We start from the raw sequence: 16,700 nt of genomic DNA, 5'->3' as shown, positions 1-16,700 counted from the left end.
CCTGTGACGGAGATAGTCGCAGCGCTGAACCAGAACCGACGGCCACGGCTTTGCTATCGTGGGTGGTTCCAATGGACTGACCGCCAGCATGAGCGAACTACAGGACCTGAGCGCGCTGATCCGCGCCAACACCCCGCTGATCATCATCGAGACCCAGGATGAGGGCCGGGTGGTGGAGCTGTTCCGCCAGACCCTGATGCATGTCTGGCGTGCCCTGCACCGCTGGTCGATCACCGAGGGCCTGCGCCGGATCGACATGGACCGCGAGGACGACCCGGTCGGCCCGCCCGATGCCAGTTCGGCCCTGCAGATGATCCGCCAGGCCGAGCAGCGCGGCATCTATCTGCTGCTCGATTTCCATCCCTACCTGGGCTATGCCAGCCACCAGCGCGCCCTGCGCGACCTGATCCAGCGGCGGCACTGCGAGGCCCATGTGCTGGTGCTGATCGGGGCCAAGGTCGAGCTGCCGGCCGAGCTGGAAGCGCTGGCCACCCGCTTCAATCCGCGCCTGCCCGACCTCAACGCGCTGCTGAAGATGCTGCGCGAGGAAGCTGAAACCTATGCGCGCGAGAACGGCGGGCGGCGCGTGGAGGTGGACAACGAGGCGGTCCAGAAGATCCTGCACAACCTGCGCGGACTGAGCCTGGTCGACGCGCGGCGGATCGCCCGGCAGCTGATCTTCGCCGACGGCGCACTCAGCCAGGACGACCTGCCACAGCTGGCCCGGCTCAAGTTCGAGCTGCTCAACCGGGCCGGCCACCTGCACTTCGAATACGACACCACCCGCTTTGCCGACGTGGCCGGCGCCAACCGGCTCAAGCGCTGGGTCAACCAGCGTCGGCCGGTGTTCCTCGGCGGCGCGGGCCCGGCCGGCCTGGACCCGCCCAAGGGCATGCTGCTGCTCGGTGTGCAGGGCTGCGGCAAATCGATGCTGGCCAAGGCAACCGCGGCCGGTTTCGGCGTGCCACTGCTGCGGTTGGACTTCGGCAGCCTGTACGACAAGTACCACGGCGAGACCGAGAAGAACCTGCGCGACGCACTCGCCTCGGCCGAGCAGCTGGCCCCGTGCGTGCTGTGGATCGATGAGATCGAGAAAGGCCTGGCCAGTGGCGGCGAAGACGGCGGCGTGTCGCGCCGCGTGCTCGGCCACCTGCTGACCTGGCTGGCCGAGCTCAAGAGCACGGTGTTCATCGTCGCCACCGCCAACCAGGTGCATGAACTGCCGGCCGAGCTGCTGCGCAAGGGCCGTTTCGACGAAATCTTCTTCGTCGATCTGCCCGATGCCAACACCCGGGTCGAGCTGCTGCGCCTGCACCTGGGCAAGCGCCAGCTCAATGCCGACGACTTCGCGCTGCCCGCGCTGGCGGCCGCGGCGGATGGCTTCTCCGGTGCGGAGATCGAACAGGCGGTGGTCTCGGGGCTGTACGCCGCGCATGCCGAATCACGCGTGCTGGATACCGAACTGTTGATGCAGGAGATCCGCGGCAGCCGGCCGTTGTCGGTGCTGATGGCCGAACAGGTCACCGCGCTGCGCGAGTGGGCACGCGGGCGCACCGTCAGCGCGGACGCGTAGCGCCGACCGTTGGTCGGCTGCCGCATCACGACGGCCCCTGAACACCGGCCCCGCGTTGCAACACCCACACCCACGCCGGCAGCGTCACCAGCGACAGCAGGATCCCGTAGCCGACCAGTGCAGCGGCCAGGCGCGGGGCCAGGCGATGGGACATTGCCAGCGCGGCGGCGGTGATCATGGTCGGCATCGCCGACTCCAGCACATTGGCCTGCAGCATCGTGCCGTGCAGGCCGAACGCCCAGGAGATCGGCAGCGCCAGTGCCGGCATCACCAGCAGCTTGAGCAGCAACCCGATGCCCAGGGGCTTGAGCTCATCCAGTGGCAGGCGCAGCTGGATGGAGAAGCCGACCGCCAGCATCACCAGCGGCAGCATCGCATCGGCCAGCTGCTTCAGTCCGGTGCCGATCCAGCCCGGCGGCTGTTCAGGCATCAGGGTCAACGCGAACAGCAACGCCCACAGCGGCGGGAACTTCGCGATCCGCAACAGGATCTGCGCGGCGGTAGGCGGGGTGTCGCCGCTGTAGCGCGCGATCACATACAGGCCGAACGTGGACAGCAGCACGAAGGTGCCGAACTGGTCGTAGACCACCGCATACGGGAGTGCGTGATCACCGAGCAGCGCACGCACCATCGGGTAGCCGATGAAACTGGAGTTGGACAGCGCCACGCAGATCAGCAGCACCGCATGCACGTCGCGGGCGAAGCCGAAGACGCGCGTGGCCAGGCTGACCCCGGCCAGCGTGCACAGCATCAACAACCACGGCGTGGCGACCAGCCCGATCAGGCTGATATCCAGATGCAGCCGCGGGACGTAGATCAGCACCGCCGCCGGCAGGCAGACATACAGCACGATGCGGTTGAGCACATCGGCCGTGTTGTCGGGCAACGCGCGCAGACGCGAGAACGCCATGCCCAGGCCGAGCATGGTCAGGATGAGAGCGAATGCATCGAACGCCATCGCGACAGCCTAGCCGATCCGGCAGTGGCCGCCGCCCCGACCATGGTCGAAACGGAAGGGTACGGCGGCCTCACCCGCCCCGATCACGGCCAGGCGGGCGGCTTCTCTGCCCACGCCCGCTGTACCTCGGCCAGCGTGCTGCGTTCGCTGTCGCGCCAACCCGGCAACAGTTCGGCATAGCGGTCCGTTCCGTTCCACTGCTGTGGCTCGGTGCGCACGGCCGCGGCATACCACTGCACGGCTTCGGCCTTGCGGCCCAGCGTCCACAGGGCCAGCGCGAAGGTGGGCGGCACCCACCCGGGGTTCCCGCGCAGCGTGTTCTGGGCCGCTGTCCACTGGGCCATTGCAGCGTCGGTCTCCCCGAGGCGGAACAGATCCCAGCCATAGTTCCACCGCACGGAACGGCCCAACACCGAACTGGCCGACGCGGTCGTGGCGGCCTGTTCGTAAAGACTGCGTCCCAGCTCAGGGCGGCCCTGCGCGATGGCTACGCCCGCCAGCTGCACGGTGGCCTCCAGCGTCTTGCGGCCGCGCTCGCGGTGTTTCATCAATTGGTCGACGAGATCCCCGCCCTCGCCCTGCACCACCACCATCGGGGCGGCGGCCACGTCATTGTCGAAGTAGAACTCCTGCACCGCCGGCAGCGATTGCGCCGACACATTGAACACACCAGCCCCCATGGCCAGCATCACGCCGGCCAGCCTCTGTCTTGCAACTGCCATGCAAACTCCCCCAGGTTGTCACAACAACCTCCCCTCCTGATCCTAACCGCAGCGCAGGCCCGGCACCAAGCGCGGCCGACCAACGGTCGGATCTACCCGGCGCGCCGCCACACCCGCAGGCGGTTGTTGGCCGGCATCGCCACGTCCTCGGCCAGCTGCAGGCCCACCCCGGCCGCCAGGGCATCCACCGCTTCGGCATCGCGGATGCCCGAGGCCGGGTCCCGCGCCTTCAGCCACGCATCGAACTGGCGATTGCTCTCGCTGCTGTAGGCACCGTGGGCGTTGAACGGACCGTAGACGCACAGCACGGCGTCCTCGGCCATCACGGCAGGCAACCCGGCGAACAACGCCTGCACGTGCGCCCAGCTCATGATGTGCAGGGTATTGGCAGTGAACACCGCATCGAACGCCAGCGGTGCGTCCGGCAGCGGCCCCAGCCCGGCCGCGGGCGACAGCTCCGCCTGCAGCGACCACGGCGCCGGCGTATTGGGCAGGCCGGCGGCCTGGAGCCGGGCGCCGATGCCGGGCAGGTGATCGGGATGATCGCTGGCCTGCCATTGCAGGTGGGGCAATGCCGCAGCGAAGTGTTCGGCATGCTGGCCGGTGCCGCTGCCGATCTCCAGCACCCGATGGCGGGCGGCGAGGTGGCGCTGCAGCACCGCCAGGATCGGTGCGCGGTTGCGGTCGCAGGCCTCGGACCAGCGTATCTGGCTCATCGGAATGTCACATCGGCAGGGAATCGATGTCCATCCAACCATGACCGCAGTCACTTGTGCCACTCCGCGATGCCACCGAAAGTCGAAGACTTGTCCAATGTCGGGGGCCTGCGTGCCGTCGGCCGTCCTTGGGGGATGTGAGCTGTGCAACGTCGTGAGTTTCTAGCGCTGTCTGGAATGGGCCTGGCGGGCCTGGTACTGCCGCATGGCCGGCTGATCGCCGCCGAGCAGCTGCTCGAGCCGGGAGATGTGGGCCGCCGCAAGGCGCTGGCCGAGGCCGCGCTCGCCGCCGCCAAGCGCGCCGGTGCCAGCTACTGCGACGTGCGCATCGGCCGCTACCTCAACCAGGCGGTCATCACCCGCGAGGCCAACGTCCAGAACGTCACCAACAGCGAGTCCTCGGGCATCGGCATCCGGGTGATCGTCAACGGCGCATGGGGCTTTGCCGCCACCCACCAGCAGACCCCGGCCGCGGTGCTGGCCACGGTCGAGCAGGCCGCGGCGATCGCCCGCGCCAACGCCGGCATCCAGACCCGTCCGGTGCAGCTGGCGCCGGTCACCGGCGTGGGTGACGTGAGCTGGAAGACCCCGATCCGCAAGAACGCGATGGCGGTGCCGATCAAGGACAAGGTCGAGATGCTGCTGTCGCTGAACGCGGCTGCGCTCAATGCCGGGGCCGACTTCATCAACTCCACGCTGTTCCTGGTCAACGAGCAGAAGTTCTTCGCCTCCAGCGATGGCTCCTTCATCGACCAGGACGTGCACCGGATCTGGCTGCCCTTCACCGCCACCGCGATCGACAAGGCCAGCGGCAAGTTCCGCACCCGCGCCGGGCTGTCCTCGCCGATGGGCATGGGCTACGAATTCCTGGATGGCGACGCGCGTGGCAAGATCGCGCTGCCGGGCGGCGTGGTCGCCTACCGCGATTCCTACGATCCGGTGGAGGACGCGATCGCCGCGGCCCGCCAGGCGCGGGAAAAGCTCAAGGCGCCGTCGGTCAAGCCGGGCAAGTACGACCTGGTACTGGACCCGTCCAACCTGTTCCTCACCATCCACGAGAACGTCGGCCACCCGCTGGAGCTGGACCGCGTGCTCGGCTACGAGGCCAACTACGCCGGCACCAGCTTCGCCACGCTGGACAAGCGCGATGCGGGCTTCCGCTGGGGCAGCGACATCGTCAACTTCTTCGCCGACAAGACCGCCCCGGGCAGCCTGGGCGCGGTGGGCTACGACGATGAGGGCGTGAAAACCAAGCGCTGGGACCTGGTCAAGGACGGCATCCTGGTCAACTACCAGGCCACCCGCGACGAGGTGCATATCCTTGGAGAGAAGGAGAGCCACGGCTGCAGCTATGCCGATTCGTGGTCCAGCGTGCAGTTCCAGCGCATGGCCAACGTGTCGCTGGCGCCGGGCAGCACCCCGCTGAGCGTGACCGACATGATCAAGAACGTGGAGAACGGCATCTACATCCACGGCCGTGGCTCCTACTCGATCGACCAGCAGCGCTTCAACGCGCAGTTCGGCGGCCAGCTGTACTACCAGATCAAGAACGGTGAGATCACCGGCATGGTCGAGGACGCCGCCTACCAGATCCGCACGCCGGAGTTCTGGAATGCCTGCAGCGCGATCTGCGACGAGCGCGATTTCCGCTTCGGCGGTTCGTTCTTCGATGGCAAGGGCCAGCCGGGCCAGGTCTCGGCGGTCTCGCATGGCTCATCGACCACGCGCTTCGATGGCATCAACATCATCAACACCGCGCGCAGCCTGGGATGAGCCTGTCCCCGCTCCGTGCCGAATGTCACTACCGCGGCGCCCGCATGGCCGCAAGAATCGGCTGTGCCGCCGCGGCGGTCGCCCTGATGTCGCTGTTTCCCTGCCACCCCCACACCGACGTGGAGAGCTGCCTTGCAAAGACGTGACTTTCTCGCCCTGACCGGGCTTACCGCTGGCGGACTGATCGTGCCGTCGTTCTTCGGCAAGGTCATTGCCGCCGAACAACTGCAGAGCGCACTCGATCCGGCGCTGAAAAAGCGCCTGGCCGATGCCGCCCTGGCCGTCGCGCGCCAGGCCGGTGCGACCTACTGCGACGTGCGTATCGGCCGCTACCTGCGCCAGTACGTGATCACCCGCGAGGACAAGGTCCAGAACGTGGTGAACACCGAATCGACCGGCGTGGGCATCCGCGTGATCGTCAACGGCGCCTGGGGCTTTGCCGCCACCAACCAGCTCGGCACCACCGATGTGGCGCGTGCCGCGCAGCAGGCCGCCGCGATCGCCAAGGCCAACGCCGGCGTGCAGACCGCCCCGGTGCAGCTGGCCGCCGCGCCCGGCGTGGGCGAAGTGTCCTGGCGCACCCCGATCCGCAAGAACGCGATGGACGTGCCGATCAAGGAGAAGGTCGAGCTGCTGCTGGACGTCAATGCAGGCGCGATGGGCGCCGGCGCCAGCTTCGTCAACTCGATGCTGTTCCTGGTCAACGAGCAGAAGTACTTCGCCTCCACCGATGGCTCCTACATCGACCAGGATGTGCACCGCATCTGGGCACCGATGACGGTCACCGCCATCGACAAGAGCACCGGCAAGTTCCGCACCCGCTCCGGGCTGTCCTCGCCGATGGGCCTGGGCTACGAGTACCTCGATGGCGTCGGCACCGGCAAGGCGGTCTCGCCCAACGGCGTGGTCAACTACCGCAACTCCTATGACATGAAGGCCGATGCGATCGCCGCGGCCAAGCAGGCGCAGGAAAAGCTCAAGGCACCGTCGGTGAAGCCAGGCAAGTACGACCTGATCCTGGATCCGTCGCACACCTGGCTCACCATCCACGAGTCGGTCGGCCACCCGCTGGAACTGGACCGCGTGCTCGGCTACGAAGCCAACTACGCCGGCACCAGCTTCGCCACGCTGGACAAGCGCGAGCAGCATTTCCAGTACGGCAGCGACAAGGTCAACATCTTTGCCGACAAGACCCAGCCGGGCAGTCTCGGTGCGGTCGGCTACGACGATGAGGGCGTCAAGACCAAGCGCTGGGACCTGATCAGCGAAGGCAAGCTGGTGGATTACCAGACCATCCGCGACCAGGCCCATATCCTGGGCAAGACCGAGTCCGACGGCTGCTGCTATGCCGATTCCTGGTCCAGCGTGCAGTTCCAGCGCATGGCCAATGTCTCGATGGCGCCGGGCAAGTCCAAGCTGAGCGTGGCCGACATGGTCAAGGACGTCGAGAACGGCATCTACATCATCGGCGACGGCTCGTTCTCCATCGATCAACAGCGCTACAACGCGCAGTTCGGTGGCCAGCTGTTCTATGAAATCAAGAACGGGCAGATCACCCGCATGCTCGAGGACGTGGCCTACCAGATCCGCACGCCGGAGTTCTGGAACGCCTGCACCGCGGTGGCCGATGAAAGCGACTACCGCCTGGGCGGTTCGTTCTTCGACGGCAAGGGCCAGCCCGGCCAGGTCTCGGCGGTCTCGCACGGTTCGTCCACCGCGCGCTTCAACGGCATCAACGTCATCAACACCGCGCGCAGCCTCGGCTGACCGGTCAGGAGCCCCAATCCATGAGTATCTTCACCGAAGCCCAGGCCAAGGCCATCCTCGACAAGGTCATCGCGCTCTCCAAGGCCGATGAGTGCACCGCCGTGCTGGCCGGCTCGATCGACGGCAACATCCGTTTCGCGCTCAACAACGTCTCCACCAGCGGTATCGTCGACAACACCGAACTGGCCGTCACGGTCGCCTTCGGCAAGCGCGTCGGCACCGCCTCGATCAACGAGTTCGACGACGCCGCACTGGAACGTGTGGTGCGTCGTGCCGAAGATCTGGCCCGCCTGGCCCCGGAGAACCCGGAGTTCCTGCCGGCGATCGGCAAGCAGACCTACCGGTCCAGCCCAACCTTCAGCGAATCCACCGCGGCCATCGACCCGGCCTTCCGTGCCAAGGTCGCCGCCGACTCGATCGCGCCGTGCCGTGGCAACGGCCTGATCGCCGCCGGCTTCCTGGAAGATGGCCAGAGCTTCTACGCCACCGCCAACAGCAACGGCAACTTCGGTTACCAGCGCGGCACCAACTTCGATTACACCTGCACCGTGCGTACCGAAGACGGCCGCGGTTCGGGCTGGGTCGGCCGCAACCTCAAGGATGCCGCCGATTTCAAGGCCGACCAGGACATCCGCATCGCCATGCGCAAGGCCACCGAATCGGCCGAAGCCAAGGCGTTGGAGCCGGGCAAGTACACGGTGATCCTGGAGCCGGCGGCCGCGGCCGGCCTGATCAGCTTCATGATGAACTTCTTCGACGCGCGCTCGGCCGATGAAGGCCGCAGCTTCCTCTCCAGGAAGGGCGGCGGCAACAAGCTCGGCGAACAGGTCTACGACCCGCGCGTGACCATGGTGGCCGACCCGTGGCACCCGGAGGCGGCCGTGCTGCCGTGGGACAACGAAGGCCAGCCGCGCGAGAAGCTGGACATCATCAAGGACGGCAAGATCGCCAACCTCAACTACTCGCGTTTCTGGGCGCAGAAGCAGGGCAAGACCGCCAACGCGCGGCCGGGCAACCTGCTGATGGCCGGTGGCGACAAGAGCACCGCCGAACTGGTGCGTGGCACCCAGAAGGGCATCCTGGTCACCCGCACCTGGTACATCCGCATGGTCGATCCGCAGACCGTGCTGCTGACCGGCCTGACCCGCGATGGCACCTTCTACATCGAGAACGGCCAGATCAAGCACCCGGTGAAGAACTTCCGCTTCAACGAGTCGCCGGTGATCATGCTCAACAACATCGAAGAACTGGGCAAGCCGGTGCGTGTGGCCGGTGACGAGTCCAGCCTGGTGATGATGATTCCGCCGATGAAGCTGCGTGATTTCACCTTCACCTCGTTGTCCGACGCGGTCTGATGAACGGTCGTGACGGCCACCGGCCGTCTCTTCGTCTGGCCGGTGACACCCGGGAACGTGCGTGGCGATGAACCGCGCACAGTTCCTGCGCCTGATGCTGGGCAGTGCCGCCTTCGCGGCATTGCCCGCGCCGGCACGCGCCCAGGCCGGGCGTTATGACTTCTGGTTCACCCGCCTCAAGTACGACTCCGGCGACTGGGACGTGGATGCGCGCATGCCATCCAACGTGATCACCTCGCTGATCGATTACACCTCCCTGCGCGTGGACCCGACCGAGCACGTGATCGCGCTGTCCGATCCGCGCATGCTGGAGGCACCGTTCTGCTACCTGGCCGGGCACAAGCTGGTCGAGTTCAATGCCGCCGAGCGGCAGAACTTCGTGCGTTACGTGCGCAACGGCGGCTTCGTGTTCGTGGATGACTGCAACCACGATATCGATGGTCTGTTCGCGAAGTCCTTCGAAGCACAGATGGCCAAGCTGTTCGGGCCGAAGGCGCTGAACAAGCTGCCCAACAACCACGCGCTGTACCGCAGCTTCTTCCGCTTCCCCGAGGGCCCGCCCGCCACGGGGTTCGAGCTCAATGGCTGGGGCGACGACCTGGTCCACGATTACCTCAAGGGCATCGAGATCGATGGCCGGCTCGGCGTGCTCTACAGCAACAAGGACTACGGCTGCGAGTGGGACTACGACTGGCGCAACAAGCGTTTCCTCGCCGAAGACAACACTCGTTTCGCGGTGAACATCGTGATGTACGCGTTGAACAACTAGTTTCTTCCTGATTCTTCAGCCACGCATGGCGTGGCTCTACATCGATTGATGCGAGTGCCTTATGACGACCGACCGCCTTGATGCCCTTCTTCCCAAACTGCAGCAGCTGCGCGGCGCGCTGGCCCAGGCCGTGGTCGGCCAGCACGCGGTGGTCGAGCAGCTGCTGATCGGCCTGCTGGCCGGCGGCCACTGCCTGCTCGAAGGCGCGCCCGGGCTGGGCAAGACCCTGCTGGTGCGCTCGCTCGGGCAGGCGCTGGAGCTGCAGTTCCGGCGCGTGCAGTTCACGCCCGATCTGATGCCCAGCGACATCCTCGGCACCGAGCTGCTGGAAGAAGATCACGGCACCGGGCACCGCCACTTCCGGTTCCAGAAGGGCCCGATCTTCACGAACCTGCTGCTGGCCGACGAGCTCAACCGCACCCCGCCCAAGACCCAGGCCGCCCTGCTGGAGGCGATGCAGGAGCGCACCGTCAGCTACGCCGGCACCACCTATGCGCTACCGGCGCCGTTCTTCGTGCTGGCCACGCAGAACCCGATCGAACAGGCCGGCACCTACCCGCTGCCGGAAGCCCAGCTGGACCGCTTCCTGCTGCACGTGCGGGTGGATTACCCCACCGAACAGGAAGAGCGCGACATCCTGCTGCAGACCACCGGCAGCGCCAGTGGCAGCGTCCCCAAGGTGATGGAGGCTGACGAGGTCCTGGCGCTGCAGGCTGCCGTGCGCGAGGTCCACATCAGCGAAGACGTACTCACCTGGATCACCCGCCTGGTGCGTGCCAGCCGCCCGGGCAGCGACGCACCGGCGGCGGTGAACCAGTGGATCAAGTGGGGCGCCGGCCCGCGCGCCGGGCAGTCGCTGGTGTTGGCGGCCAAGGCGCGCGCGCTGCTGCAGGGCCGTTTCGCCGCAACCCGCGAGGACGTGCAGGCGCTGGCCGCGCCGGTGATGCGTCACCGGCTGCTGCTGTCGTTTGCCGCCGAAGCCGAGCAGAAGAGCGCCGACGACGTGGTCGCCGCGCTGCTGCAGGCCGTGCCGTTCCCGGGTTGATCCACACGCCGTGAGCCGCAACGCGCCGATCGCGATCCCCGCCGATGTCCGCAGCCGCCTCAAGGCGCTGCGGCTGCTGCCACGCCGTGCGCGCGGCGCGCACGGGATCGGCCAGCACGCCAGCCGCAGCCGCGGCGCCGGGCTGGAGTTCGCGCAGTACCGTGCCTACGAACCCGGTGATGAGCTGCGCCAGATCGACTGGAAGCTCTACGCGCGCTCGGACCGGTTCTTCGTGCGCGAATCCGAACGCGAAAGTCCGATCACGGCCTGGGTGCTGATCGATGCGACCGCCTCGGCGGGCCAGCGTGATCGCGCGCGACCGGACTGGTCGCGGCTGGACCATGCCTGCGCGACCGCCGCCTGCCTGGTGGAACTGGCCCTGCAGCAGGCCGACCGCTTCGGGGTGATCGCCATCAGCGGCGAGGGCGTGCAACTGGTTCCCGCCGGGCACGGCCCGCGCCAGCGCGACCGCGTGCACCTGCTGCTGCGCCAGCTGCAGGCCAGTGGCACGTGGCCGCCGGCCACTTCGCTGGCCCCGGTCTGGGAGCGGGTGCAGGCCGGCGACCTGCTGGTCGCACTGGGCGACGGTTTTGACGAGGGCGGCATCGTGCTGCTGGAACGGCTGGCCGCCGCCCGCCGCGAGGTGCTGCACCTGCAGCTATTGACGGCCGAAGAGCGCGATTTCCCGTTCACCGACGGCCACCGTTTCCGCGATCCGGAAACCGGCGACGAGCTGCTGGGCGACGGCCGTGCGATCCGTGCCGAATACCTGGCCCGTTTCGATGCCGCCCAGCGCGCGTTGCAGGCGCGACTGCAGAGCAGCGGAATCGTGCATGCGACCGGCTATCTCGACCAGCCGCTGGACCAGCCGCTGCGTGCGCTGCTGGGTGCCGGAGGCGGCGCGTGAGCCTGCTGTTTCCCCTCGGGCTGCTGGCACTGGCGGCCTGGCTGGTGCCGCTGCTGATCCACCTGGCACGTCGCCACCAGTACGCGCCACTCGACTTCGCCGCGCTGCGCTGGCTGCAGGCCCGGATCCGGCCGCGTCAGAAAATCCGCTTCGATGCGTGGCCGCTGCTGCTGGTGCGGCTGCTGTTGCTTGCCGCGCTGGCCTTGCTGCTGGCGCGGCCGGTGCTGCACGGTGGCGGCGCCGATACCCACGCGGTCACGGTCGTCGCCCCTGGTCTCGACGGCGCGGCGCTGCGTGGCCAGGACGCCAAAGGCGACTGGCGATGGCTGGCGCCTGGCTTCCCTGCGCTGGCCGACGGCGCCCCGGCGTCCCATCAACCACTGGCCAGCCTGCTGCGCGAGCTGGACCAGACACTGCCTGCCGGCGCACCGCTGACGGTGTACGTGCCCGACCCGATGCCCGGACTGGATGGCGAGCGTCCACGCCTGTCGCGTGCCGTGAACTGGCGGCCGATCCTCATGGCGCCGGCCAGCGCGCGTACGGCGACACTGCCTGTGCTGCAGGTCGGTGGCGATATCGCAGAAGGCGAGCAGCGCGTGCTGGCCGCGCTGCAGCGCGCCTGGTCCAACCAGGCGCTGTCGCCTGCCCGCGGTGCTGATACCGCCCCCGATGCCGGGCAGACCGGCGTGTGGCTCGCTGCTACGCCGCTGCCTGCCGCCTGGCAGACGTGGGTGCAACAGGGCGGCAGTGTGCTGGTCGCGCCCGGTGCTGCGGGGGCCGGCTGGATGCCCGTCCTGCGCGATGCAGAGGGTGCAGTGGTGCTGGAACAACGGCAGGAAGGCAGCGGTCGTCTGCTGCGCTTCAGCGCAGCGCTGTCACCGACGGCGCTGCCGGCGTTGCGCGATCCCGGCTTCCCCCGCCAATTGCTGGCGGTCATCGCGGCACCGGCCGCACCCACCCTCGCACCTGCGGCCACACAGGCACCGTTGCGTGGCGCTGCCGCACCCCTTCCCGCACCGCGTGAGCTGACCCCATGGCTGCTGGCGCTGATCGTGCTGCTGTTCGCGCTGGAACGGGCGATGGCGACCTCGCCGCGCCGCGGAGCAGGCGCATGAACGCTGCCATCCAGCACGCCTGGCAGCGCGCGCGTCGGCGCCAATGGTGGATCACCACCCTGCTCGCGGTGCCGGTCGCGGTGGCGATCAGCGCGGTGGCGTGGCGGCTGGCAGGCTTCAACGCGGCGACGGTGGTCCTGCTGTTGACGTTGCTGATCAGCGTCGGCGTGGCAACCTGGCGCGCACGTCGTCTGGATCGCCAATGGCTGGTCCGCCGGTTGGACGACCACCCGCTCGTGCAGGACAGTGCCGACCTGCTGTTTGCCATACCGGCGGCATTGAACCCGTTGCAGCAGCGGCAGCGCGCACATGTCGCCGCCGCCCTGCAGTCGCGCATGCCCGAACTGCGGCCGCGCTGGCCGGGCCGGTGGGTGCTGGCCTCGGTGATCACGTCGGTGGTGATGATCGCGCTTGCGCTGGGCTGGCCACGCGGCCAGAACGCGGCGCCCCTGTTCCCGGGCACGGCGGCACCGCCGGCCACACCTGCGCAACCACCACAGCTGCGTTCCGCCCGGCTGGAGATCACCGCCCCGGCCTACACCGGGCAGGCCGCGCGTGTGCAGAGCGCGCTGGACGGCAAGGTCCCGCAGGACAGTCGCCTGCACTGGTCACTGCGTTTCTCCGCGCAGCCGCAGACCGCGACCCTGCAGTTCCACGATGGCCAGCGCATCGCGCTGGCGCGTGACGGCGAACAATGGACCGCGCAGTGGACCGCCACGCGTCCGGCGCTGTATCGCGTGGTCACCGAGCCTGCCCTGCGCGACACCCGCCTGTACCGGCTCGATGTGGTGCCCGATCGCCCGCCCGTGGTGCGCGTGATCGCGCCCGACCGCAGTCTCGTGCTGGGTACGCCCGGCCAACGTCAGTGGCCGCTGCAGTTCGAGGCTACCGACGACTATGGTGTGGTCGCCACCGCGCAGTTGAAGGTCACGTTGGCCCAGGGCAGCGGCGAGAACATCACCTTCCGCGAGCAGACGTTCAGCCTGACCGGCACCGGGCCGGCGACGCAGCGGCGTTTCGCGCGCACGCTGGACCTGGCCGCGCTGGGCGCCACCGAAGGCAACGACGTGATCGCGCAGCTGACCGTACGTGATACCCACACACCCACTGCGCAGAGCGCCCAGAGCAGCAGCGTGATCCTGCGCCTGCCCAGCGCCGCGGAGATCCAGGGCACCGACATGGAGGGCATGGTCAAGAAGACCCTGCCAGCGTATTTCCGCAGCCAGCGCCAGATCATCATCGACGCCGAAGCCCTGATCAAACAGCGCCGCCAGCTGCCGGCAGAGGAATTCGTGAAGCGTTCCGATGCGATCGGCGTGGACCAGCGCATCCTGCGCCTGCGCTATGGCCAGTTCCTCGGCGAGGAAAGCGAAGGCGGGGCCAAGCCGCCGCCGACCAGCGATGCCCTGCCGACCAGTGACACACCAGCGGCCGCGCACGATGACGATCATGATCACGATGGTGAGCATGCCCAGGCGCAGGCCGGCCATGATGATCACGACCACGGCGCGCCGACCGACGGCAGCGCCCCGGTGTTCGGCAGCGCCACCGATGTGCTCTCCGAGTACGGTCATACCCACGATCACGCCGAGGCCGCGACCCTGCTCGATCCCAAGACGCGCGCCACGCTGAAGGCAGCACTGGACCAGATGTGGTCCTCGGAAGGCGAACTGCGCCAGGGCCAGCCCGAGCGTGCCCTGCCCTACGCTTACAAGGCGCTGGGCTTCATCAAGGAAGTGCAGCAGGCCGAGCGCATCTACCTGGCGCGGGTCGGCCCGGAACTGCCGCCGATCGACGAGAGCCGACGCATGAGCGGCGATCGCGCCGACCTGGCCAGCCGCACCTTGCCACTGCGTGCGCTGGAGGCACCCGACCAGGCCATCGTGCAGGTCTGGCAGCAGCTGGCCGATCCGGCCAGCGCCCCCGATCTGGACGCGCTGACCCAGTGGCTCCGACGCAATGAAACACGCCTGCCGGACCCGCTGAGCCTGGCCGCCGCCATCGAAACACTGCGCATCACCCCCGGCTGCGCCGACTGCCATCAGGCCCTGCGCGCGCAGCTGTGGCGTGCCCTGCTGCGCCCGCTGCCGCAGGTAGCCCGGCGCAGCGCACCCGATGCCATGGGTCAGCGCTACCTGGATGCACTGGAGGCGACACCGTGAGCGACCCGCGCTGGATCCTGTTCGCGCTGCTCGCCGTGCTGCTGCTGAGCAGCGCGCGTCTGTGCTGGCAGCAGTGGCGTGGACCGGCGCGGGCAAGCGGCGTGTTCGCCACCCTGCTGGTGTTGCAGGCCGTGGTGACCGTGCTGCTCTACCTGACCCTGGTGCCACCGATGCAGCGCGTGGCCGGTGGCCAGCTGACCGTGCTGACGGGCGCGGCCGATCAGGTGCGCTGGGCGGCGGCGCCGGGCGAGACCGTGGTCGCGCTGCCGGAAGCGACGAAGGTGGCAGACGCCCTCGCAGCACCCGACCTGGCCACCGTGTTGCGCCAACATCCGGGTCCCACCTCCCTTCGGCTGATCGGCGATGGCCTGTCGGCCCGCGATCGCGATGCCGCGCTGCCCCGTGGCGTACGTATCGAATTGCCCAGCGCACCACAGGGCTGGATCGCACTGCAGCCGCCGCCGGTCACTGCGCCCGGTGCGGTGTTCACCGTCAGCGCGCGCGCGCAGGGCGTGTCGAACCCACGCGCCGAGCTGGTGGATCCTGCCGGTGTGGTCATCGACAGGTCTACGCCAGATGCCGAAGGGAAGATGCAGCTCAGCGGTGTGGCTCGCGTCGCCGGACAGAGCGTGTTCGGCCTGCGTCTGATCGACGCCGAACAGCATGTGGTCGATACGCTTGCCGTTCCTGTGGACACCGCTGCCGCGGCGACGCCCCGCCTGTTGCTGCTGGCCGGTGCGCCCGGCCCGGAGCTCAAATACCTGCGCCGCTGGGCCACCGATGCCGGGCTGCAGGTGCAGAGCCAGGCCAACGCCGGCGGCGGCCTGTCGCTCGGCGATGCACCGATCTCGCTCACGGCAGCCACGGTGGCGCAGGCCGATGTGGTGCTGCTGGATGAGCGCAGTCTGGCCGCGCTGTCGGCCACCCAACGCAGTACGCTGCAACAGGCGATCCGCAACGGGTTGGGCGTTCTCGTCCGCACCGGCGGCCCGCTCGGCGACGGCGCCCGCCAGACGCTGCGTAGTTGGGGACTGGCCGTCACCGGCGGAAACCAAGCGGTGCCCCTGTCACTGCCGACCGATGTCGACGCCGCGTTGCTGCAGGCACGCCGCGGCCCACAGCGGCCCGCATCGGACACCACCGCCTACATCGATGAGGCCGACACCGCCTCGCACCAGGCCGCGCTACCGGTGTTGGAGCAGCTGGGCCTGAAGATCAGCGATGTGACACCCCTGCTGCACGATGACAAGGGCATGGCAGTCGGTGGCCATCGCGCCCTCGGACGTGGCCGCATTGCACTGCTGCCCATCACCGACACCTATCGGCTTGTGCTGGCCGGCCGCGGCGATCGCCACGCCGAGCTGTGGAGCGGCGTGCTGGCCAGCGTGGCACGCCCGCTTCCCGCCGCGGATGCGCCACGCGTAGAGACCACCACCCCTTGGTCCGGCGAGCGCGTGGCACTGTGCCAGCTTCGGGAGTCGGCACAGGTGCGCGCGCCGGATGGCACACTGATCCCGCTTCGGGTTGACCCGGCCAGCGGTGCCGAACACTGCGCCGGCTACTGGCCGAACCAGCCGGGCTGGCATCAGCTGCAGCAGGGCGAAGACCGCCACGCGTTCTACGTTTTCGATCCGGCCAGCGCGCGACCGCTGTATCGGCAGCAGCTGCGCGACGCGACGGCCCAGCGCCTGGCCACCGGCGCCGCCGCAGCATCGGCTGGCGTGGTCGAGACGCCGGGCGCACGGTGGCCGTGGCTGCTCGCCTTCGTGCTGGCGGCCGGGCTGCTGTGGTGGCTGGAGCGGCGGCGGGTGGCAGCCCCTGCACGGTGATACGCCAAG

General features: G+C 68.5%; 13 protein-coding genes. 10 read left to right on the top strand and 3 right to left on the bottom strand.

Translation table 11 applies throughout. The annotated features are described in order from the left end of the window. The first annotated feature begins 88 nt into the window (after positions 1-88). On the top strand, positions 89-1,573 hold the full coding sequence (locus ABE422_RS04960; RefSeq protein WP_346482592.1) for an AAA family ATPase: 1,485 nt from the start codon (positions 89-91) through the stop codon (positions 1,571-1,573). 25 nt (positions 1,574-1,598) lie between these two features. On the opposite strand, the gene ABE422_RS04955 is transcribed toward ABE422_RS04960, so the two are convergent. The 3 genes from ABE422_RS04955 to ABE422_RS04945 all read right to left on the bottom strand — a co-directional run bounded on the left by ABE422_RS04955 (position 1,599) and on the right by ABE422_RS04945 (position 3,969). Beyond that, positions 1,599-2,531, bottom strand: a complete 933-nt coding sequence (locus ABE422_RS04955) for an AEC family transporter (protein WP_346482591.1) — start codon at positions 2,529-2,531, stop codon at positions 1,599-1,601. Between the two features lie 83 nt (positions 2,532-2,614). Beyond that, positions 2,615-3,253: a tetratricopeptide repeat protein gene (locus ABE422_RS04950; RefSeq protein WP_346482590.1), complete on the bottom strand. Its 639-nt coding sequence runs from the start codon at positions 3,251-3,253 to the stop codon at positions 2,615-2,617. A gap of 92 nt (positions 3,254-3,345) precedes the next feature. Further along, entirely contained in the window at positions 3,346-3,969 is a 624-nt protein-coding gene (locus ABE422_RS04945) for a DUF938 domain-containing protein (protein ID WP_313219845.1), read from the bottom strand. A 144-nt stretch (positions 3,970-4,113) separates the two neighbouring features. On the opposite strand from ABE422_RS04945, the gene ABE422_RS04940 reads away from it, so the two are divergent. The 9 genes from ABE422_RS04940 (at position 4,114) to ABE422_RS04900 (ending at position 16,691) form a co-directional block, all read left to right on the top strand. Further along, entirely contained in the window at positions 4,114-5,742 is a 1,629-nt protein-coding gene (locus tag ABE422_RS04940) for a TldD/PmbA family protein (protein WP_346482589.1), read from the top strand. Between the two features lie 132 nt (positions 5,743-5,874). Then, positions 5,875-7,509 carry a TldD/PmbA family protein gene (locus ABE422_RS04935; RefSeq protein WP_346482588.1) on the top strand — a complete coding sequence of 545 codons (1,635 nt, stop codon included), beginning with the start codon at positions 5,875-5,877 and terminating at the stop codon, positions 7,507-7,509. A 20-nt stretch (positions 7,510-7,529) separates the two neighbouring features. Continuing rightward, entirely contained in the window at positions 7,530-8,864 is a 1,335-nt protein-coding gene (locus tag ABE422_RS04930) for a TldD/PmbA family protein (RefSeq protein ID WP_313211204.1), read from the top strand. A gap of 67 nt (positions 8,865-8,931) precedes the next feature. Next, on the top strand, positions 8,932-9,633 hold the full coding sequence (locus tag ABE422_RS04925; protein WP_346462746.1) for a DUF4159 domain-containing protein: 702 nt from the start codon (positions 8,932-8,934) through the stop codon (positions 9,631-9,633). Positions 9,634-9,694: 61 nt separating this feature from the next. Further along, positions 9,695-10,678, top strand: a complete 984-nt coding sequence (locus tag ABE422_RS04920) for a MoxR family ATPase (RefSeq protein ID WP_313211202.1) — start codon at positions 9,695-9,697, stop codon at positions 10,676-10,678. Positions 10,679-10,688: 10 nt separating this feature from the next. Then, the gene (locus tag ABE422_RS04915; protein ID WP_346462748.1) at positions 10,689-11,585 is read left to right on the top strand and encodes a DUF58 domain-containing protein; all 897 of its coding nucleotides are present in this window, start codon (positions 10,689-10,691) and stop codon (positions 11,583-11,585) included. Then, a complete protein-coding gene (locus tag ABE422_RS04910) occupies positions 11,582-12,700 on the top strand; it encodes a BatA domain-containing protein (RefSeq protein ID WP_346482587.1) in 1,119 nt (372 codons plus the stop codon). The genes ABE422_RS04915 and ABE422_RS04910 overlap by 4 nt, the downstream gene beginning before the upstream one ends. Continuing rightward, on the top strand, positions 12,697-14,862 hold the full coding sequence (locus ABE422_RS04905; protein ID WP_346482586.1) for a hypothetical protein: 2,166 nt from the start codon (positions 12,697-12,699) through the stop codon (positions 14,860-14,862). Before ABE422_RS04910 ends, ABE422_RS04905 begins: the two co-directional genes overlap by 4 nt. Further along, positions 14,859-16,691 carry a hypothetical protein gene (locus ABE422_RS04900; RefSeq protein WP_346482585.1) on the top strand — a complete coding sequence of 611 codons (1,833 nt, stop codon included), beginning with the start codon at positions 14,859-14,861 and terminating at the stop codon, positions 16,689-16,691. The genes ABE422_RS04905 and ABE422_RS04900 overlap by 4 nt, the downstream gene beginning before the upstream one ends. Positions 16,692-16,700: the final 9 nt, after the last annotated feature.

The sequence above is a fragment of the Stenotrophomonas sp. TWI1151 genome (assembly GCF_039673135.1).
Classification (GTDB): Bacteria; Pseudomonadota; Gammaproteobacteria; order Xanthomonadales; family Xanthomonadaceae; genus Stenotrophomonas.
This window is presented reverse-complemented; position numbering and strand designations above follow the sequence as displayed.

Coding starts and splice junctions, on each gene's coding strand:
- ABE422_RS04960 (WP_346482592.1), top strand. CDS start 89: ATGAGCGAACTACAGGACCTGAGCGCGCTGATCCGCGCCAACACCCCG.
- ABE422_RS04955 (WP_346482591.1), bottom strand. CDS start 2,531: ATGGCGTTCGATGCATTCGCTCTCATCCTGACCATGCTCGGCCTGGGC.
- ABE422_RS04950 (WP_346482590.1), bottom strand. CDS start 3,253: ATGGCAGTTGCAAGACAGAGGCTGGCCGGCGTGATGCTGGCCATGGGG.
- ABE422_RS04945 (WP_313219845.1), bottom strand. CDS start 3,969: ATGAGCCAGATACGCTGGTCCGAGGCCTGCGACCGCAACCGCGCACCG.
- ABE422_RS04930 (WP_313211204.1), top strand. CDS start 7,530: ATGAGTATCTTCACCGAAGCCCAGGCCAAGGCCATCCTCGACAAGGTC.
- ABE422_RS04925 (WP_346462746.1), top strand. CDS start 8,932: ATGAACCGCGCACAGTTCCTGCGCCTGATGCTGGGCAGTGCCGCCTTC.
- ABE422_RS04920 (WP_313211202.1), top strand. CDS start 9,695: ATGACGACCGACCGCCTTGATGCCCTTCTTCCCAAACTGCAGCAGCTG.
- ABE422_RS04905 (WP_346482586.1), top strand. CDS start 12,697: ATGAACGCTGCCATCCAGCACGCCTGGCAGCGCGCGCGTCGGCGCCAA.